The sequence below is a fragment of the Mucilaginibacter sp. McL0603 genome (assembly GCF_049992945.1).
GTDB lineage: Bacteria > Bacteroidota > Bacteroidia > Sphingobacteriales > Sphingobacteriaceae > Mucilaginibacter.
Genome location: NZ_CP188251.1, coordinates 2,893,887 through 2,914,608, shown reverse-complemented (window position 1 = coordinate 2,914,608; position 20,722 = coordinate 2,893,887). Strand labels below are relative to the sequence as shown.

The window sequence follows — 20,722 nt, the reverse complement described above, 5'->3', positions numbered from 1 at the left end:
GGAATGAAATTATTCATTCCGGGGCTTATTTTGTTCAGAACATTACTTATTTCTTTGTCTTTTCGTACTCGCTTAGCAGTTTATCAACAGGTATGCCATTAATAATCATACCGCTTATATTGCAATCGCGCAATACCACACCACTCAGATTGCAGTTTGTAATAGTACTGTTATGCAGATCGCAATTTTCAAATCGTAAAGGACGTTGGCTGGCATTCACATCATACATAGGATGTCCCTTTGGCGGCATGCCAATATTATGGATATAAGCTCCACCTAGTTGCGCCCCTTCAATCTCAAGATCACTAAGGTTTGCATCTATGATTTTCACGTTCATCATAGCAACGTCCTGAAAACGTGAATCATTCAGCATTGCACGGGTTACCAGCAATATTTTACAATCTTCATTTATCTCAATTGTTTCCATATGCGTTTTTATTTCAAATCTAGATATGAGAAATAAAAAAATCAACCTGCAAAAATGACAATCATAGGGTGACTTTGCGACATCTGAAAACACATGCTACTGATATTATATTATGCTATAAATTCTCACCCGCAGGCCCCTGCCCTTTATTAGATGCACTTTCATCGGCAAGTATTCCTGCATTATCGTTGTCTGAGATAAGCGTTAATACATGTTCTTTATCAGTTTTTTTTTGATCAGTTGCCTGCTCATTTTCTAAAGTATTATCATCATCCTTATTAGTTACCGAATTGTCCTTATTAGTGATCTTATTATCTTTCGGATCTTTCACTTCTGCACTTTTCATGATTTTTAATTTTAGTATTTATATAACAGTCAGGAAAAATATCTGTTTTCATTTATTAGCCCTTGTTGCCAAACCATCACCTTAAATTTGATATGCTATCTTTGCAGTAATGCAGCAAAATCTATTGTCATATAGCAAACTAATTAAGGCTGAGGCTAAAAAACTCGGCTTTATGTTTTGTGGCATAGCGAAAGCTGATTTTCTAGAGGAAGAAGCACCCCGTCTTGAGGCCTGGCTAAAACAAGGCATGCATGGCGAAATGCAGTACATGGAAAATCACTTTGATAAACGCCTCGACCCGCGTTTGCTGGTCGATGGTGCAAAGTCGGTGATCTCTTTAGGGCTTAATTATTATAGTGAAGAGCAACAATTCGATCCTTTAGCACCGAAGATATCGAAGTACGCATATGGAATTGATTACCACCATGTTATAAAGGAAAAGCTAAAGCAATTATTACAGGTCATCAACGAGAAAATTGGAGAGGTGGATGGACGTGCATTTGTAGACTCCGCACCGGTATTGGATAAGGCCTGGGCTAAAAAAGCAGGTTTAGGCTGGACAGGAAAAAACACCAATCTGATCAATACCAAAAGCGGTTCTTTTTTCTTTTTGGCCGAATTGATTATTGACCTTGAACTGGAATACGATATACCTTCCACTGCCGACCATTGCGGCACCTGCACACGTTGTATAGATGCCTGCCCTACCGAAGCGATTGTAGCACCTTACATCGTGGATGGCAGTCGCTGCATATCTTACCTGACCATAGAACTGAAAAACGAGATACCAACGGAGTTTGCAGGCAAAATGGACAACTGGATGTTTGGCTGTGATATTTGTCAGGATGTTTGTCCATGGAATCGTTTCTCACTATTGCATCATGAACCAGCATTTGCCCCACAGACTGATCTGCTGCAAATGAGCAAAAATGATTGGGAAGATATCACAGAAGAAATTTTTCAAAAAGTTTTTAAAAATTCTCCAATAAAAAGAACTAAATTTATAGGTATCAAAAGGAATATTGATTTTTTGAATAATCAATCCTGATTATAAACCAATTATCTCAACCTATAAATCTTATGAAAATAACGGTCAGAAATTTATTATGCCTGTTTTTTTTAGCTACAGCGTTTTCTTGTAAAAAGCCGTATGCACCTGTTATCGTATCAGCAGATCACCGTTATTTAGTTGTCGAAGGTGTAATTAATAGTGGCAATAATAATGATACCACTCTTATAAAGCTTAGCAGGACCGTAAAGCTAAACAGCACAACAAATAACCCGGAATCGGGCGCAAGAGTAACAGTTGAAAGTGATAAAAACGATCAGTTTCCCTTGCACGAAACCGGTACCGGCAATTATGTTGTTCTAAATCTTAATTTACCTATAGACAGAAATTACCGTCTGCATATTTTCACATCAGACAATAAAGAATATGCATCAGATTTTGTTGAAAATAAAATAACCCCACAAATTGATAGTGTATATTATGCCCCCCTGTTGACGGGTGTTCAATTTTATGTCAGCTCGCATGATAACACTAATAAAACACGGTATTACCGCTGGGATTATGGTGAGACATGGAGCTATAATTCAAAATATTATGCGCCACTTCTTTACAAGGATAACTATGTAGCCTCACGCAACTCAGATAGTCTTGTTTCTACTTGTTACAAAAATGCAGCCCCTTCCAATAGTGTTTTTGTAGCAACTTCAAATAAATTGGGGCAAGACGTTATTAGCCAATATCCTTTAGGTTATGTTGATGGCTCAACTGGTAAAATAACCCATGTATATAGTTTATTAGTCAAACAATATGCCTTAACATCTGATGCTTATAAGTATTGGACCTTACTTAAAACAAATACAGAAAACTTAGGATCAATTTTCGATCCCGAGCCCTCATCTTCATTTACTAATATTCATGCTGTGGGTAATCCAACTGAACCTATTATAGGATACGTCAGCGTTTCAACAGTTACTACTAAAAGAATGTTTTTACAGGGACGCAAACTACCATTTGCTGTTTCCAGTTCTGCCGGGCAGCCTACAGGGTGTAGCGCTTTTTTCTTTCCAATACAGCCGCAGTCAACATTTGATTCCAGATTGCGTCATACATTCGCATCAGGAGACAGTTTATTAACGATATCAGTTAATGTCGAAAATGTGCTTGTCGGTTACCAATATGCACCTGCAATTTGTGCGGATTGTCGCCTGCAGGGAGGTACGATAGTAAAGCCGCCCTATTGGCCGTCTGATCAATAAATGAATGATTCAGAAATATGAAATCTAATTATAGGCCTTTTTTAAACTTATCCGCCAGCATTTTCAGCATGTCTTCATTAACAGGTTTAGCAGGCTCGTCTTTTTTAAATGGGCGGTTTTGTTGATTATTACGGTTATCCGGCTTGTGAAACTCTTTTTTAGGATGATTTTCTACCGATTTTGGAGCTGAAGGTTTCTCGGCAGTCTCAGCTGTTTTAACCTCCTCAGGCTTAGCTTGTACTTCAACCGGTTTGGGCTGTACAGGTTTTGATTGGCGTTCAGCAACTCTTTTTGCATTCCAGCGGCTGTATATCTCTTCCAGTTTGCGTTTGGTGTATAATGGAAAATCGCCATTCATCATCCATGAATAATAGCTTGGTTCCATATTAAACACATCTTCTACCCTTTTACCTTTGTGTTTACCAAAGTTAAATAGTTCTTCACCTTTATCATTATAAACCATTCTTCCCGCAAAATCAACAGGACTATTCAGGTTAGTAAACTTGTGCAGTGCCTCTATGTCGTTTACAATGGGTTTTGAACGATTACCCTTTTTGTCTTCAAACTCAGTATTCTCATACTTCTCTATCTGTGCCAGCAAAACTTCCATTGTAGCGCGGGTATCTGCTTCGGCCGAATGCGCGTTAATAATATCCTTTTTGCAATAAAATTGATAAGCTGCCTTTAATGTACGCTGCTCCATTTGGTGGAAAATATTCTGCACATCTACAAAATGGCGGTTCTGCAGGTCAAACAAAACTCCTGCACGTAAAAACTCTTCCATCAGCATAGGGATGTCGAATTTATTAGAATTATATCCTGCAAGATCACTATCACCTATAAATGCAGCTACAGCTTCAGCCAACGCATTAAATGCAGGTTCATCTTTTATATCTTCGTCGTAAATACCATGCACCAGCGATGTTTCAAGCGGGATCTGCATTTCAGGATTTACGCGCCATGTCTTTACTTCCTCGCTCCCGTCCGGGTTAAGTTTAATGATAGATATTTCAACTATCCGGTCTATTCCTATATTGGTTCCTGTAGCTTCCAGGTCGAAAAAAGCAAGCGGGCGTTTTAAATTTAACTTCATTTTTTATTTAACAAACAAGGCTGGCAAAGGTCATAAAAAGTTTTAGCAGATTAAATTTTTTCGGCTACTTTAATTATCCTCAATTTTAATTTAATTTTAGACCACCTGAATTTTATTAACAAATATGAAAAAACTGGCACTTCTTCTAATTGCATTTCTTACCTCAACGGCTGTAATGGCCCAGAATTTTCCTTACGAAAAAGCCAGCCTGGAATATCTTGACATGATGAGCTACAGTAAAGACACATCTGCCAATGCTCTGGTATTAAACCAGTTTGGAATAAAGACGCATATGGCACTGATGAATACCTGGGTCTAAAGACTTATTCAACAAGATCATCCTTGCCGAAAAATCTGATATAACCTTCACGAAAAAATAGCGTAATCAGGTAACAGTTCACTACAGGTATTAGAAATTCATTCATGTAGTTAACGGCTATTTAATATATCCGTAAAAAAGCCTACTTTAATAGCGCCTAATTTTATTAACAATTATGAAAAGAACCCTACTCCTTTTAATCACATTTATGATCTCCCTGTCTGCAATGGCGCAGGACTTTCCATATGGCGAAGTGGACAATGCAGCGTTGGAAATGAAAAAATATGATAGAGATACTTCGGCCCATGCTGTGGTACTTAATGAATATGGAACGACGAGGATAAATTTTACAAATGATTATCACATAAGGATGTCATTTGAATACCATACTAAAATTAAATTCTTTGATAACAAGGAATTTGAAAGAGAAGGCACATTTGAGATCCCCATCTATAATGGCAGTGATATGGTGTACGAAGAAGTAGAGGATGTAAAAGGGATAACCTATTATAAAGACGATAACGGAATCGTGCAACAGGTAGCACTTGATAGCAAAAAAGTATTCCGGGTCAAAGACAGCAAGCATTGGACCACTGTTAAATTTGCCATGCCGGCTTTACGAAACGGATGTGTAATAGAAGTTAGCTACAGAGTTACATCTCCTTATGATTTTAACTTTCACTCCTGGTATTTCCAGAGCTATATCCCTAAAGTAAATTCAGAATATGAAGTGCACATACCTGGCTTCTGGAATTATAATGCCTCATTGAAAGGGTATTTAAAATTAACCAAAAATACAGCGAAGGTTGAATCCAAATGCTTTAGCTACGGTACTTCGTCAGCCGATTGCTCTGACATTGTTTATGGGATAAGTAACGTACCTGCTTTTATCCAAGAGGATTATATGACCTCAGAAAAAAATTATAGATCAGCAGTAAATTTCCAGTTGGAAGAGGAGACTGATTTTAACAATGGTGCCAAAATAAAATATGCCAAGAGCTGGAAAGATTTGGATTATTTGCTTAAAACAGAAAGCTCATTTGGCGGCCAGCTTAAACGTAAAAGTTTAATGGGCGAAAAGATAGCATCCGTAATAGCTAACAAAACCGACCAACTAGAGAAAGCAAAAGCTATATACACTTATATTAAAAACTGCATAAAATGGAACGAAGGAAAAGGTTTTTCCAGTGAAGATGGCATAAAGCAAGCAATTGAAAACCATGCCGGTAATTCGGGAGATATAAATCTGGCGCTTGTAACAGCCTTAAATGCCGCCGGTATACCCACCGAAGCAGTTTTATTGTCAACACGTGAACATGGTAACCTCAACAAGCTTTATCCTAATTTAGAGGATTTTAATTATGTTATTGCCAAGGCAAACATTGGAGACAAAAGCTATTTATTGGATGCTACTGATCCTTTACTACCCTTTGGTATGTTGCCTTTAAGATGCATCAACGATCAGGGCCGTGTTTTCAGCTTGGATAAACCATCATACTGGATTGATATGGCCACACAACAGCGTGAAAACGTTACTTATGCACTGGATCTTACTCTACAGGATAATGGTAAATTGAAGGGTACTGTAACCCGCTTTTCTTCTGGCTACAGTGGATACCTTAAGCGTCGTGAAATAAAAAAATATAATTCAATAGATGAATATGTTGAACATATAGAATTAAAAAATATAAAAATCCTTAAATCGGAAATTGCTAACGTGGATAGCCTGGATCAACCTTTGGGCGAAACTTATGAGGTTGAAATGAATCAGTATAATGATCTTAATCATGGGCGTTTAACTTTTAGCCCGTTTTTACTGAACCAACTTACAACTAATCCGTTCAAATTAGCAGAGCGCGATTACCCGGTAGATTGGGGAATGCCATCAGATGAACGTTATATTGTAAACATTCATCTTCCGGCACAATATGCAATTGAAAATCCACCGCAAGGGGTAGCATTTGCTTTGCCTAATCAGGGCGGTAAATTTTTTACAAATTTTGAGTCTGACAATCAAACGTTTACATTTTCTTACGATACCCGACTGGATAAGTCAATTTACGGCCCCGAAGAATATCCTTATCTGAAAGAGTTATACAACAAAATTATCCTGGCAGAAAAAAACGAAATTGTATTTAAGAAGAAATCATGAGGCAACTAATATTTATACTGTGTTTATTGGGGATGTGTAGCGGTGCTATTGCTCAGGAAAATTATGATATAAGTCTTCTTCCAAAAAATCTGATGCCTTATGCCAGCGCGGTTGTTAGGAATGAGGAAATAACTACCGAGGTAAAGGACCTGGATTATTCAACCTATCATGTTAAAAGGGCGATCACTGTTTTAAATAAAAATGGTGATGAGAAGATCGGTCTGAACATCTTTTACAATAAAAATACTACCATACGATACATTAAAGGCGCTATTTATAATGAATACGGAAAAGCGGTTCAAAAAATATCAGAGCGTGATTTTGATGATTATGCAGCAACAGATGGATTTTCTTTATTCCAGGATGAGAGGGTTAAACACTATAAGAAAGCTACTACCGACTATCCGTATACCGTTGAGTACGAGTATGAGTTGAAGGAAAAACAATCATTAATTTTTAATGATTGGGAACCTAATTCAGAAGTTGGTTTAGCGGTTGAAAAGAGTTCGTATACTTTTATCTGTAAACCGGATTTTAATATAAGATATAAGCAGTTTAATCTGTCTTCAAATGTTGTCAATGGTACAAATAAGGATGGTATGAAAACCTACACCTGGCAAATAGGAGATATTAAAGCCAGGAAAGATGAGCCTTTTAGCCCGTATATAAAAAATACGGTATGCAGAGTAACCTTTGCGCCGGAAAAATTTACCTATTATGATATAAACGGATCATTCACTAACTGGCAGCAGTTGGGTAAATGGGAATATGATAAATTAGTGGCTACCAGGCAGCAATTAACTCCCGAAACTATTGAGCATGTGCAGGATATAACCAAAGATATTTCCGACCCTAAATTAAAGGCGAAAAAGATATACGAGTACATGCAGGCAAAAACACATTATGTAAGTGTGCAGGTTGGAATAGGCGGATATCAGCCCTTTCTCGCAACGGATGTAGATAAATTAAACTATGGTGATTGTAAAGCCTTGGTTAACTATACACAAGCATTATTAAAAGCAGTAAATATTGATTCTTATTATTGTGTAGTGGAATCAGGGAGGAGTTACAAGGTTAGCATGTTAGATGATTTTCCGAGTATGAACCAGGGGAATCATATAATTTTATGTCTTCCTTTTAAAAACGATACTACTTGGGCCGATTGCACCAGTCAAACCATACCTTTTGGCTATTTGGGCTCTTTTACTGATGACCGCACTGTACTGGCCTGCACACCAGATGGAGGCAAACTGATGCATACTCCAAAATATACTGCTGAGGAAAACCTGGAAAAACGTAAAGCCAGCTTTGTACTTAATAATGCCGGAGAGCTGACAGGTGATATGGAAACGGTATTTAAAGGCGCCACCTATGAGTTTAAGGAGCAAACAATTCAGGAAGCACAAACTGAGCGTATAAAGGATGTAAAAAGATCCTACCCCATCAATAACCTTGAAATTAAAAAATTGGAGTATAAACAGGATAAAAGTCTGAAGCCATACACTGTTGAAGATATCAAATTATCAGCATCAGAGTACGCAGCAGTAAACAATAGCGAAATCTATTTCTCGCTCAATTCGTTCGATAGGGCAAGACCTTTGCGCCAGCTACAGAACCGGACAAATCCGGTTTACATTAACCGTGGCTATACAGATGAAGACGAGGTTACCTACACCCTACCCAAAGGCTATCACCTGGAATCAGAGCCATTAGAAAAACATATTGATAAACCGTTTGGCAGCTTTAGTGCCACGATGACCATTAATGGTGATCAACTGGTATACAAAAGAAAATTTCAGCTAAAGGATGGCACCTACAGTAAAGATATTTACCAGGATATGGTTGACTTTTATCAGTCAGTAACAGATGCGGACGAGTATAATGTAAAGCTTATAAAAAACTGATCAGCTGAAAATGATAATACCCAATATAATGCCTACGATCATGATCACATAAAGCAGTATCTCGGTACTGGCAAACCGTTTATATTTAGTCCAGAAATCGTAATTTTCCTTTTCTTCGGGCATTGTACTGCAAATTTAGTGAATAAAGTAAATTTGCAGTATTTATATTTCGGTTATTTACCAGCAGTAGAATCGGCAGCCATAGCAACAGTTACCGATCCGCAACGTGAAAAGTACTTATAAGTATAGGGATCGCGCAGTTTTACAATAATCACTCCTTTTGTTGAACTGGCGTGTACATAATAGCCATTTTGAAGATAGATACCTACATGGCTGAATTTTTTTCCGTCATAATCAAAAAATACTAAATCGCCTTCCTGCAGTTCCTCTTCATATTTGCGCTTGATAGCAGCAACCTGCTGACCTGTGGTACGGGGTATATTAATGCCATAAACCTGCTGCTCCAATAGAACAGCCAAACCCGAGCAATCGATCCCGCCATGATCCAACCCACCGAATTTATAAGGCGTACCCATCCACCGGTCTACAAAAGCATAAAGGCGACCGTTCTTAATAGCTTCAGCATCAACTCCCAAAATAGACGAATACTTTTCAGCAATAGATGGCTGTGGCGCTACAACATCGCCTGGCTCCCCTCTCATCACCGCCTTTTTTGAATGACAGGCTGAAAGAACAAACACACTTGCAAAAAGAAATAACAGGTAGTACTTTTTTATCATGCCGTAAAAATACGGCGATTGCTTAAAGGTTAATGGCAGGGATTTTTAACATATCCACAATTATTTACCTGATTAGAGGATTTCTTCATTTTAAAAACCTTTAATATCGATACTACTTAACTTGTCTTGCATTGATCTCTTTTACCATCTTCCACGTTAAAAAGCTGAGCAATATTAAAACAGCTACGATGGCTACCCATAACAATGAAGTGAGATTTTTCTTAACTACAGACCTTTGGATAACATAAGCAGGGTTCTTATAGACAGTTAAGTGATTGATAACAGGCACCCGATTATATGGTTTGGATTTCAGAAAGCTCAGGTCGTAAACCGGTTCATTTGCTGATGAATCACCGGAAAGAATAGAATAACTATGGCCTGCTTCGAGATAGCTTATCAAGTATTGATTTTGTTGAAAAGCATCAATTCTTTGGACGGTTAAAGGAACGTCATCGCCATTTGAGATATCAATACGGAGTTGCTTAGTTTTTGCTGAAAGATAAATAACTTTCCCACGAAAGCTTATTGTTGCATCACGAACTAAATTAGCATTCTTATTTTGAACATCGTAAATACTTATATGGCGCTCATAATAGTTAGGCGCAGATACGATGAGTCGGAGTTGGTTAATCGTGTACGGTTCATCAAAATGAATATAAACGTGACTCACCTTATTGGTATCTTTAACATTGAATTTGGCAGGAGGTAGAAAGGCAAACTCCTCCCTGCTTAATTGACTGAGGTAAACGCCCGCCCGCATTATTTTTACAGGGGTTTTATTTTTGCCATTCACCTGTATTTTTAAATATTGGTAGTTGCTGGTTGGAAAGTAAAGCGTTTGCTGGTATTCGGATTCGTTGCCCGTTCCTGCCTTTTCTAACGGAATATCTTCTTTTATTGCATACCACTTTTTCAGATCCTGGCTACCTGATAAATTTACAGAGCGCTCAACATCTGTATTTTTTAGTTTAAGCGATAGATTGTTAGTACTTATACCATTCTTGTTTTCAGCAATATAAATTGAGTCCGCATTGTCATTCAAATTGACTTCCGGAAACTCAATAAATTGATCTGTATTGTCAATAAACAAATTCTTACTCAAAACGTAAGCTTTAAACTTTCTATTTCCATCAAGCAAACGGATATCACTAAGCTTTTCATTGCACTTTGCAATCTGATCCGGTTTCAGATTTATCTTGTAAACGCCGCTCGAGTCGATCTTTTGCAGATCGGCCTTAAATTTGTAAGTGCTTTGTGCCCAGACTGATGTTGCAGCCGAGCTAACTGTAACTAACAGTAAAAGAATAGGTTTAACTTTTCGATTTATCCTCATCGTCGGCAACAATTTTTTTAACCTTTTGATACATAAATGAGATGATTAGCAACAATACGCCAAGACAGAAAAATGCCGCTATCTTCCCGGCAGCAGGTATGTTCTCAATGTCAAATACAAAAAGCTTTATCAGCGTGATGCTAAATAGGGTTAATGAAATGATACGTAAAACTCTTGTTTTATAACGCATACCAAACCACATCAAAGCAAATGACGATAATCCCCATAATACAGGCAATCCTGTTTTAACATAAACGGTTTCGATGTGATCTATACTGTTGCCCTTTGAATAAAACATCAGGTTGCTCATTAAACTAACCTCTAAGCTAAAAAATATGACAATTGCGGCTGATAAAGCCCAGCTTACGGGTTTGATGTATTCCTGAAGATTGGTTTTGCATATGATGATCAATCGATATAAGATCAACAATATAAATACCGTCCCTATCCAATGTGCAATAAAATGTGCGGATTCGATCTTATGCTGAACAAGCATTGAATACTGTAGCTCAAAAAACTGGGGACTTATTAGCAAGTAGATCACTACCACAGATGCTAATTTAGCTGCAATGATCTGCCAACTCAATTTAATGACTGAAACCCTGGCAGCAATCTGGCAAAATACATATACAAATACCGAAAAATAAAGCATCAGGTATAATGTATTTAAGGCCGTACCGGGATAACGGTTCAAAAATTGATGATTGATCTCTAAAAATCCGCTGGCAAACAGCATAATGATAGCAAGGTATTTATAAATATCGGGTGATATAAGGTTTCCTTCTTTGTCAGATCTGACGGCGAGTGAATAAAGCAACCAACTACATATGGCAGAAAATATTGTGGTAATAAATCCCTTGTTCACTATAATGGTCAATGTCAAATAAGATGAACCATATAGATTAAACCAATCCATCGTTAAGCTGGTTAGCATGGCAACCCACACCATCAATGATGCCCATTGTATAAATTTAATGCCCGATTTTTGAGAAAGCCAGTATAGTAAAACACACTCTGCCGACCAAAACAAGGTAATAAAATGACCATGTAACTGAATAGGTGCTGTTAGGGATATAAAAGTCAATGTAATGCCGATCAACAGATACAGGATATTGATCTCTGCCTTTTTGCTTCTGAAGAGGATAAAAGAAAATAATAAATTGATACCGCCTATGCTTGCCGAAAATAGTCCACGGTATTGCTCAGCGTGCATCATGGTTAATAAATACAAACCTGTACCAAAGTACAAGCCAGCATTGCTGAGCAATATGGTAAAATCTGAGGTGATAAATTTTTTGTTTTCCCTGATATTGTTGGCAATATTGATGAAGAAAAAAAGCAGATATAAAATGGTGATATAAATAAAGCTGATTAAATAAGCCCCTGCAGGTAATGTATAAATAATACCAGCCAATACTAATACTGTTAATCCAAAGGAAGTGGTATTAAGGATTCGCCATGATTTATTATAGGCGATGATTAGTAAACCGGCATTTAAGATTACCAGGTAAATAAATAAGGCATTATAGTTTGCGTTGCCATTACTTACCATAAACGGACTCGAAAATCCACCAATTAAAGCGATCACTGCCAGTTCCTGCTTATCATAAAGTAATGATAGTACAACAGCAAAACAGGTAATGATGATTAATATGATAAACGAGGTTGTTTGATTGAAAAGATGAAATTGGTGGTAAGCCAAAGTGATGGTAAAGTAAAATACGGCTAAACCACCTCCAACCAATACCGAGCTGAATGCTTTATAACTACTTCGTAAACGATGGGCAATCCCTATTAATATGCCGCCGCACAGTATACCTATGCCAACACGGCCTGCGGGTCCAACCCAATTATTATCAATAGCGTATTTAACAAAAAACCCTATGGCTAATACCAATATGGCAATACCTATTTTATTCACCAGGTTCTCACCAATAAACTTTTCGAGATCGGGATGCTTTTCAAAAAATGAAAGTTCAGGCTCTGGTTTTGTTGTTTCCGTATAACTGGTTTTTATCTGAGATCTTCTTAGTTCAGCCAAAGGATCAGTAATAACTTCTCTGTGATATTCAACAGTCTCAGGCTTTTTAGGTTCAGGCGATGGTACAGGCCTGGCAATTTCAGGAGCCTTTTTAACTTCGGGTGTTATAACCGGTCTTGTTTCTTCAATTATTGTCGGTTTGGGTGGTTCTGCTGGTGGCCTAACTTCGCTTAGTTTTTTAACAAGATTTTGAAGGTTAACAATCAGGAACTCAAGTTCCCCGATCTTTTTGTTCGAACTGTTTTGATTTGAGATCAATAAAATGATAATCACAATAAACAGTATAATATACAAGGCATCCATGGTGATAGGTTTAAATCACTAAGATAATGGAATATTTATTAATACCTATTCTCCTAAGTCCCGGAAAACTGTTTCGAATATGACCTCCGACTTCCGGACTACCCTTTTATCACCCTCTGTATCTCATCCAGCTTCATTAAAGCTTCAACCGGGGTAAGTGTATTTACATCCAGATTATTTAAGGTATCACGTATCTTCACTAACACAGGGTCGTCAATACTGAACATCTGCATCTGCACGGCTTGTTTTTGCACCTTACGAATGCTTTCTTTTATATGCTCGCCGCCTGTGCGTTCGTTCTCGAGTTTCTTTAATATCTCATTGGCTCGTGCCAATACCTTTTGGGGCATACCCGCAAGCTTGGCCACATGGATACCAAAGCTATGCTCGCTGCCTCCGGGAACCAGCTTACGCAAGAAAATAATTTGATGGCCAACTTCCTTTACCGTCACGTTAAAATTTTTGATGCGCGGGTGCGAGTTGCTGAGTTCATTCAGCTCATGATAATGTGTAGCAAACAGTGTTTTGGCAGTTGCTGTAGGGTGATTATGCAAATACTCGGCAATGGCCCAGGCAATGGAGATACCATCGTAAGTTGATGTACCACGACCAATTTCATCCAAAAGTATCAAACTCCTGTCCGATAAATTATTCAGGATGCTGGCCGTTTCGTTCATCTCCACCATAAAGGTTGATTCGCCTGAAGATAAATTGTCCGATGCCCCTACCCTTGTAAATATCTTATCCACCAAACCAATGGCGGCTGCTTTAGCCGGAACAAAGCACCCCATTTGTGCCATTAGTACAATCAGTCCGGTTTGTCTTAACAATGCCGATTTACCGGCCATGTTTGGACCTGTTATGATAATAATCTGCTGCGACTCACTATCCAAAAACACATCATTAGTGATATACTCTTCTCCCAACGGTAAATGCTTCTCTATCACCGGGTGACGACCACCTTTAATGTCAATCATCCGTCCTTCGTTGATCTCCGGCTTTACATAATAATTTTTGATGGATATCGTAGCAAAATTAAGCAGCACATCCAGGCGTGCTATCAACTGTGCATTGAGTTGTATGGGCTTGATATATTCGGCAAGTGAATACAGCAGATCATTATACAATCGTGTTTCCAGTGCCAGTATCTTTTCTTCAGCACCTAATATCTGCTCTTCGTATTCTTTTAGTTCGGGAGTGATGTACCGCTCGGCATTTACCAGCGTTTGTTTGCGTATCCAATCAGCGGGCACTTTATCACGGTGGGCATGAGTCACCTCCAAATAATAACCGAATACATTATTAAAAGCCACTTTAAGCGATGGTATACCTGTTTGCTCTGCTTCGCGTTTCTGTATCTCCAACAAATATCCTTTACCACCAAATGCGATTTTACGTAGCCTGTCCAGCTCATCGTTGATGCCTGTATTCATAACCGAACCTTTTACCAGCATTACGGGAGGCTCGGGGTTCAGTTCGCGCTCAATCTTTTCGCTCATCAGTGTGCAAGGGTTCAACTGCTCAGCAATCGCTTTTAAAGGCTGACTATCTGTTTCCTCGCATTGCCTTTTGATCACCTCTATGGCTTTCAATGCTTTTTTGAGTTGGCATACTTCACGCGGATTTGCCTTTTGCAGCCCTATTTTGGATATTAGCCGCTCCAGGTCGCCTATCAGGCGTATATTTTGTTTTAAATCTTCCCGTAAATCTTCCTGGTTCACCAAATATTCTACCACGCCCAGGCGGTCATTTATGGGTTTGATCTCCTTTAAAGGCATCACTATCCATCGCCTCAGCAAACGTGCACCCATCGGCGAACAGGTCTGATCCAATACCTCAACCAGCGTATGGGCATTTTCGTTGGATGAACCTACAAGCTCCAGATTTCTGACACTATAACGGTCAAGCCACAGATAGCGATCCTCTTCTATCCTGCTGATGGCCGAAATGTGTTGCAGGTTGCGGTGTTCTGTTTCGTTTAAATAATGAAGTGCAACACCTGCTGCTATTATGCCGAGGTTTAATTTATCAATCCCAAAACCTTTTAGTGATTTTACCCCAAAGTGTTTCAGTAGCGTTTCTTGTGCGTAATCACCGGTATAGGGCCATTCGTCCAGCATGTAGGTGTAAAAACGATCGCCGTAATTTTCCTTAAATTCATTGTTACGGCTTTTTGGGAAGATCACTTCGCTCGGGCTAAAGCTCTGTAGCAACTTGTCAATATAAGTGCTGCTGCCCTGTGCCGTATGGAATTCTCCTGTCGAAATATCTATTAAGGCAATGCCGATACTGTTCTTGTCAAAATACAGCGATGCCAGGTAATTATTACTTTTTTGCTGAAGGATGTTATCGCTCACCGCTACTCCGGGTGTAACCAATTCGGTAACGCCGCGCTTTACAATGGTTTTGGTAGTTTTGGGATCTTCCAGTTGATCACAAATAGCTACCCGCTGACCGGCTCTTACTAATTTAGGCAGATAAGTATCCAGCGAATGATGCGGGAAACCAGCCAGCTCGATATGCGTGGCAGCCCCATTGGCGCGCTTGGTAAGCACAATACCAAGTATCCCTGCCGCCTTTATAGCATCTTCGCCAAACGTCTCGTAAAAATCACCCACACGGAACAGCAGCAACGCTCCGGGGTATTTACCCTTTATCTGGTTGTACTGCTGCATTAGCGGTGTTTCTTTACCCGTATCTTTTGCCAATAGCTTATCCTCTTTATAATCGGGTAAAGTTAAAGCCTTGACTGGCTTTTATCTCTTTTGTTGAAAAAAGTTTGTTTGTGGATTACTATGCTTGCTACTTTCTCAAATATTGTCTTACAACGCGGTTATAGTATTTTATTTTACTTTTTTGGCATCATGCGGGCCACCCTGGTATACCACACATTTAATGATTTCACCTTTGTTATCCTTAATAAACTCAACCTCAATTGGGGCTCCTTTTAAAAAGAACTTGTTTTGTGATTCGGGAAATATCTCAAATTTTTGATCTCCGTCCGGCTGTCCGTATAATTGGCTGCCCTCGCGTGTTACAGTCAAAAAAAACTTTGGTTGCAGTTCGTACTTACCCGTATAAGTTTCTAAAACCGAATCCGCCACAGTAACCATTTTTCTTAATTTGGATTGGTACAAGCCTTTAAAGCCATAAACCTTGGCTACACTGTTTACAATTTCGGGCATGATACGCTCACCATCCGAATTAACCATCACCACAACCCCATTGCCATTTTCCAAACTGCCATAATACGTGCACCTAAAACCTTCATTGGCACCACTATGCTCAAAGTATTTAGTACTATCCGGATTATCAATAAAAACACCTAAAGCGGCTCCATTCTCAATGTAAGGAGTAAGTCTTAATTTTGTTGTTTCCTGATTAAGGACTTTATGTGACCTGCCGGCATAAGCCAGTTGCGTTTCAATTATATACTTAGCCAGGTCGGTTGGATTGGTCCACAAACCAGCAGCAGCCTGTTCGGGATAAATATGATATTTCCCCGGCACCTCTTTTCCATCTATGTAATAGGCCGTGGCTAATAATTCAGGCTTTACGCCAACAGGAGGCTGAGCATAAGTGCTGCTGTTCATCCCCAAAGGTTTTAACACATTATCATACATGTATTTATCATAAGGCTGATGCGTTACGTCCATTACTATCAGCTGGGATATGGCAATACCGCCGCCAGAGTATTCAGTCTTTACACCCGGCTCATACATAGAACGTATAGCAGGTGAATTAGCTGGCTTCTGCCCATTAAGTATCTGTACGATTGTTGGTATTGTATCCTTGCCTTTTTCATATCCACCAAAACCATGTGCTGTTAAACCGCCAGTATGGCTAAGCAAATTGGCTACGCTTATTTTCTTTCCTTTTGACAGGGAATCATAAGGAAACTTCCAAGTGGTGAGGTAGGTGTTAATATCAGTATACAAATCGATCTTTTTATCCTGAACGAGCTTGAGTACCCCCACCGAGTTGAGCGATTTACTGATCGATGCTGCCTGGAAAAGTGTTTGGGTAGTAACAGGTATTTTCAAAGCCTCATCAGCCCAGCCATAGCCTTTTGCCCACTCAAGTTTATAATTATGGATAACCGCTACACTTACCCCTTTTATATTATAGTGTGCCATTTGTCCGACTATAGTATACGGCTTATCACCTTCTACCTGGATGGGCCCGATAAGATTGTTCTCTACTTGCTTTATTTTGTCAATTGTATCTGTTGATTGAGAATAGGAGTTCGGCGAAAAAATTAAAGTAAACAAAAATGCGACGGATAAGGTAAGGGATTTCATAAGATATCGTATTGGTTAATACGATACAAGGTAGATATTATTTTTTATTTTACAAATTATAATTTTGTATTTATTAAAATAACGAAATTAAATTTCAATTATTCAGGTTGTACAAGTATCAAACCAAAATAAGCCACCCATGCAATAAAGAACAATTGCATCGGAATTCGGAGCCACAGATAATTTGTACCCCTGCCCTCAAAAGAGGCGTCCTTGTAATCAATACCTTTTTGGGCCGCATTAACATTGGCGGGCAAAACGAGTAAGAAAAATAAGATCAGCAGATCAGCTGTTAAACGCCTGGAAGACGGGATACATAACCCGATAGCAAAAAGAATTTCAAAAATACCGGCAAGGAATACCATCTGTTTTTTAGCGGGGATAAATCCAGGAACCATCATGATCATACCCTTCCAGTAAATAAAATGACCTAATGCAGTAAAAAGCAGCATTATCGCCATAGCTATATTACCTGCAATCAAATAATCCCATCTTCCACTTATGAAGTGGGTAACCAATAAAGTACCTACAGCTGATACAAGTAAAACTACCAGTGGCTTCATTTTCAAACTTTTGCAGGTTTGAAGATAAGTATTTATTATCAAAAAAATAAAATACCATGCACGGCCAAAATAGGCCATATTTTAACCCATTAAATCATTGCAGCAAGATTTGATGTTCCATAGTTTTACCCTTTCCAATTTGTTACCATGACTGCAAGTTTTAGAAATTCCATCCTCCTGTTTTTTTCCGTTTTTTTCTCTTTCCCACTTATTGCCCAAATACCCAAAGTAACCTGTGGAAGCATCAAAAGGCTCGATAATTTTCCATCCAAATTTGTGGATGCCCGTAATGTGGATGTGTGGCTGCCGGAGGGATACAGTCCAGGTAAAAAGTACAACGTACTGTACATGCACGACGGACAAGCACTATTTGATAGTACCCTGATGTGGAACAAACAGGAATGGGGTGCGGATGAAGTATTGTGCAAACTATTAGCCGAGAAAAAAATAAAGGATTGCATAGTAGTAGGCATCTGGAACACTGGGGTTAAACGTTTCCCGGAGTATTTTCCGCAGAAAGCATTTTACAGTATGAACCAGGAAGGCCAGCAAAAGATATTAGCCATCGGCCGTGATAAAGGCACACCGCTAATAGGCACAGGACCATTTTCTGATAACTACCTCAAATTTTTGGTAACGGAGTTGAAACCTTATATCGATGCACATTTTAGTACTATGCACGATCAGCAGCATACCTTTATCGCGGGTTCAAGTATGGGCGGACTGATATCCATGTACGCAATTTGTGAGTATCCGAAAGTTTTTGGCGGAGCGGCCTGCATGTCAACCCATTGGCCGGGCATTTTTACTACTGTAGACAATCCTATTCCTGAGGCGTTTTTACAGTATTTGAAAACCCATCTGCCATCGCCTAAAAACCATAAAATATACTTTGATTATGGCAGCGAAACACTGGATGCCATGTATAAACCCTACCAGTTACAGGCTGACACGATCATGAGAGCCGCAGGATACACCGAAATAAACTGGATTACCCGCGAGTACCCAGGCGCAGATCATTCAGAAAGATCATGGCATAAACGGTTGGACGTACCGGTGATGTTTTTATTGGGAAAATAACTAATTGTCTGAACCTTGATTAAACGGATTTAAGGATTTTCATGATTTCTCCTTAAATCATCATTAATCAAGCCAATCCCATAATCATGGTTCAGACCAACGCATCTATCCCCGTCGCCAGCTTCCTGTCCTTATCTGTAACGATATCGCCTGCATCGTGGGTACTGAGCCATATCTCCACTTTGTTCCAGGTATTTGTCCAGGTAGGGTGATGGTTACTTTTCTCAGCCAGTAAAGCCACCCGGCACATAAACGAAAACGCATCCGAAAAATCCTTAAACGCAAAGGCTCTGTAAAGCTTATTATCTTTTTCCTGCCACATGATAATTGGTTTTTAGAATGAACGTTTGATGGAGGAGGTTGTTTGTCTGAACTGCTGATTACAAGATTTCGCAGATTAGTAACTAATAAAATCTGTGAAATCCTAAATCCAACAAATTTGTGATTCTGAATTTACTCAGTTCCCATCATCGTAAAATTTACAGCTCATCTTATTGGTGATACTATGTATCGACAGATAAATGCAAAAACACTACCTGCTTTTGTGAAAAAGTACTTACTGTTCTTTGAATATATATTATGTTTTTTTAATATTCTGTAATTCAGCCAATAATCACAATAAACTCAAGTAAAACTACGTAGCTGATCGCGTAAAAATCCTGATATACTTTTATGACTGTTTTTTCAATTTTGTTTCAATGGGAGTGGCCCTAACTATTCCCCGCCTGAAAGACAATCTTTTAACATTTTAAAAATTGAAAGAACATGAAAAAATTTAATTACTTACTACTGTTCTTAGTCTTAATAGCACTTTTTGCGGCATCATGTGGTAAGGATGGCACCACTGGTCCGCAAGGCCCAACTGGTACCACTGGTCCACAGGGCCCTGTTGGACCAGCAGGCCCTGCAGGAGCCAACGGCAAAAATGGAAGCATTATTTACAGCGGAACCACCGTTCCGGCCAGCACTACAGGCGCCGTTGGCGATTTCTACATTAACCTTACCACCGGATTACTATATGGCCCTAAAACTGCTACAGGCTGGGGAACCGGCTTTTCGTTAAAGGGCGCAACCGGGGCTACGGGAGCCACCGGTGCGGCCGGTAGCAAAATTTACAGTGGCAGTGGTGCGCCGCCAACCACAACTGGTACAACCGGAGACTATTACCTGGATATAACACATTATATGCTTTATGGCCCTAAAACGGCTTCAAACTGGGGTAACCCCTTAAGTTTACAAGGTCCCGCAGGTCCACAGGGGCCGGTCGGGCCACAAGGACCAGAGGGTAATGCCAATGTAAAAACGGATGTATTTACAGTACCTGCAGCTTCATGGGCAAGTAGCAGTACCGGTTATATGCTCGAAACCGGCAGTGGCGGTTATACTGAATATTTTATGCAAGGGTATGTAAGAAGTAATAACACAATTACCCAGGACGTATTGGATAATGGTATGGTGCTGGTTTATTTTACGCCAAGTCCGACATATAATCCAAACCAATGGGAGCCATTGCCTTACCAGTTTCCATCTTTTGGTACCCAATATTATACCAACTTTGTTTACATAACAGCCCCCGGTCAGGTAACGCTTGGTTTTTTCTTCAGCAAAATAGATCCTTCTGCTACATTACCTAGTATACTTTCATATGTACAAACACAGGATTATAATTTTAAAATAGTAACAGTGACAGGCGAAACAGGTACATTCATGCTGGCCCATCATGTCAACCTAAAAAATTACTCCGAAGTGAGCAAGATTACTGGTTTATGGCAACAAGATAAGCTTACACAATAATATTTTAATCTACCTCTAAAACCTGCCGTTGCAGAGTTTATCCTGTAACGGCTTTTCATAC

At 39.2% G+C, this 20,722-nt stretch carries 18 protein-coding genes; 7 read left to right on the top strand and 11 right to left on the bottom strand.

Annotated elements, in window-relative coordinates; genetic code table 11:
- Positions 1-46: 46 nt before the first annotated feature.
- A complete protein-coding gene (locus tag ACPPVU_RS13565; RefSeq protein WP_426667049.1) occupies positions 47-427 on the bottom strand; it encodes a pentapeptide repeat-containing protein in 381 nt (126 codons plus the stop codon).
- Between the two features lie 115 nt (positions 428-542).
- Positions 543-773 carry a hypothetical protein gene (locus ACPPVU_RS13560; protein WP_426667048.1) on the bottom strand — a complete coding sequence of 77 codons (231 nt, stop codon included), beginning with the start codon at positions 771-773 and terminating at the stop codon, positions 543-545.
- Positions 774-882: 109 nt separating this feature from the next.
- Between ACPPVU_RS13560 and queG the strand changes: the two genes are divergently transcribed.
- Together queG and ACPPVU_RS13550 are read left to right on the top strand one after the other, a co-directional pair.
- Positions 883-1,821, top strand: a complete 939-nt coding sequence (gene queG / locus ACPPVU_RS13555; protein WP_426667047.1) for a tRNA epoxyqueuosine(34) reductase QueG — start codon at positions 883-885, stop codon at positions 1,819-1,821.
- A gap of 32 nt (positions 1,822-1,853) precedes the next feature.
- Positions 1,854-3,038 (top strand): DUF4249 domain-containing protein, encoded by a 1,185-nt coding sequence (locus tag ACPPVU_RS13550; protein WP_426667046.1) that lies wholly within the window; start codon positions 1,854-1,856, stop codon positions 3,036-3,038.
- 28 nt (positions 3,039-3,066) lie between these two features.
- Here ACPPVU_RS13550 and ACPPVU_RS13545 read toward each other — a convergent pair whose 3' ends face one another.
- Positions 3,067-4,131, bottom strand: a complete 1,065-nt coding sequence (locus tag ACPPVU_RS13545) for an exonuclease domain-containing protein (RefSeq protein WP_426667045.1) — start codon at positions 4,129-4,131, stop codon at positions 3,067-3,069.
- Positions 4,132-4,255: 124 nt separating this feature from the next.
- Here ACPPVU_RS13545 and ACPPVU_RS13540 point away from each other — a divergent pair, with 124 nt between their 5' ends.
- From ACPPVU_RS13540 to ACPPVU_RS13530, 3 genes are all read left to right on the top strand, one after another.
- Complete coding sequence (locus ACPPVU_RS13540) at positions 4,256-4,450, top strand: hypothetical protein (protein ID WP_426667044.1); 195 nt, start codon at positions 4,256-4,258, stop codon at positions 4,448-4,450.
- A gap of 175 nt (positions 4,451-4,625) precedes the next feature.
- The gene (locus ACPPVU_RS13535; protein WP_426667043.1) at positions 4,626-6,602 is read left to right on the top strand and encodes a transglutaminase domain-containing protein; all 1,977 of its coding nucleotides are present in this window, start codon (positions 4,626-4,628) and stop codon (positions 6,600-6,602) included.
- Entirely contained in the window at positions 6,599-8,506 is a 1,908-nt protein-coding gene (locus ACPPVU_RS13530; RefSeq protein ID WP_426667042.1) for a DUF3857 domain-containing protein, read from the top strand. The genes ACPPVU_RS13535 and ACPPVU_RS13530 overlap by 4 nt, the downstream gene beginning before the upstream one ends.
- Here ACPPVU_RS13530 and ACPPVU_RS13525 read toward each other — a convergent pair whose 3' ends face one another.
- The 7 genes from ACPPVU_RS13525 to ACPPVU_RS13495 all read right to left on the bottom strand — a co-directional run bounded on the left by ACPPVU_RS13525 (position 8,507) and on the right by ACPPVU_RS13495 (position 17,787).
- Positions 8,507-8,629 (bottom strand): hypothetical protein, encoded by a 123-nt coding sequence (locus tag ACPPVU_RS13525; RefSeq protein ID WP_426667041.1) that lies wholly within the window; start codon positions 8,627-8,629, stop codon positions 8,507-8,509. It lies immediately after the preceding gene.
- Positions 8,630-8,679: 50 nt separating this feature from the next.
- A complete protein-coding gene (locus tag ACPPVU_RS13520) occupies positions 8,680-9,246 on the bottom strand; it encodes a C40 family peptidase (protein WP_426667040.1) in 567 nt (188 codons plus the stop codon).
- A gap of 112 nt (positions 9,247-9,358) precedes the next feature.
- Positions 9,359-10,579, bottom strand: coding sequence for a hypothetical protein (locus tag ACPPVU_RS13515; RefSeq protein ID WP_426667039.1), 1,221 nt, complete (start codon positions 10,577-10,579; stop codon positions 9,359-9,361).
- Positions 10,557-12,923, bottom strand: a complete 2,367-nt coding sequence (locus ACPPVU_RS13510) for a DUF2339 domain-containing protein (RefSeq protein WP_426667038.1) — start codon at positions 12,921-12,923, stop codon at positions 10,557-10,559. The genes ACPPVU_RS13515 and ACPPVU_RS13510 overlap by 23 nt, the downstream gene beginning before the upstream one ends.
- A gap of 98 nt (positions 12,924-13,021) precedes the next feature.
- Positions 13,022-15,631, bottom strand: a complete 2,610-nt coding sequence (gene mutS / locus ACPPVU_RS13505; protein ID WP_426667037.1) for a DNA mismatch repair protein MutS — start codon at positions 15,629-15,631, stop codon at positions 13,022-13,024.
- A gap of 135 nt (positions 15,632-15,766) precedes the next feature.
- On the bottom strand, positions 15,767-17,224 hold the full coding sequence (locus tag ACPPVU_RS13500; protein ID WP_426667036.1) for a serine hydrolase: 1,458 nt from the start codon (positions 17,222-17,224) through the stop codon (positions 15,767-15,769).
- 98 nt (positions 17,225-17,322) lie between these two features.
- Positions 17,323-17,787, bottom strand: a complete 465-nt coding sequence (locus ACPPVU_RS13495; protein ID WP_426667035.1) for a DoxX family protein — start codon at positions 17,785-17,787, stop codon at positions 17,323-17,325.
- 147 nt (positions 17,788-17,934) lie between these two features.
- Here ACPPVU_RS13495 and ACPPVU_RS13490 point away from each other — a divergent pair, with 147 nt between their 5' ends.
- Positions 17,935-18,867, top strand: a complete 933-nt coding sequence (locus ACPPVU_RS13490) for an alpha/beta hydrolase (protein WP_426667034.1) — start codon at positions 17,935-17,937, stop codon at positions 18,865-18,867.
- A gap of 91 nt (positions 18,868-18,958) precedes the next feature.
- Here ACPPVU_RS13490 and ACPPVU_RS13485 read toward each other — a convergent pair whose 3' ends face one another.
- Positions 18,959-19,189, bottom strand: coding sequence for a 4a-hydroxytetrahydrobiopterin dehydratase (locus tag ACPPVU_RS13485; protein WP_426667033.1), 231 nt, complete (start codon positions 19,187-19,189; stop codon positions 18,959-18,961).
- 443 nt (positions 19,190-19,632) lie between these two features.
- Here ACPPVU_RS13485 and ACPPVU_RS13480 point away from each other — a divergent pair, with 443 nt between their 5' ends.
- Positions 19,633-20,661 (top strand): hypothetical protein, encoded by a 1,029-nt coding sequence (locus ACPPVU_RS13480; protein ID WP_426667032.1) that lies wholly within the window; start codon positions 19,633-19,635, stop codon positions 20,659-20,661.
- Positions 20,662-20,722: the final 61 nt, after the last annotated feature.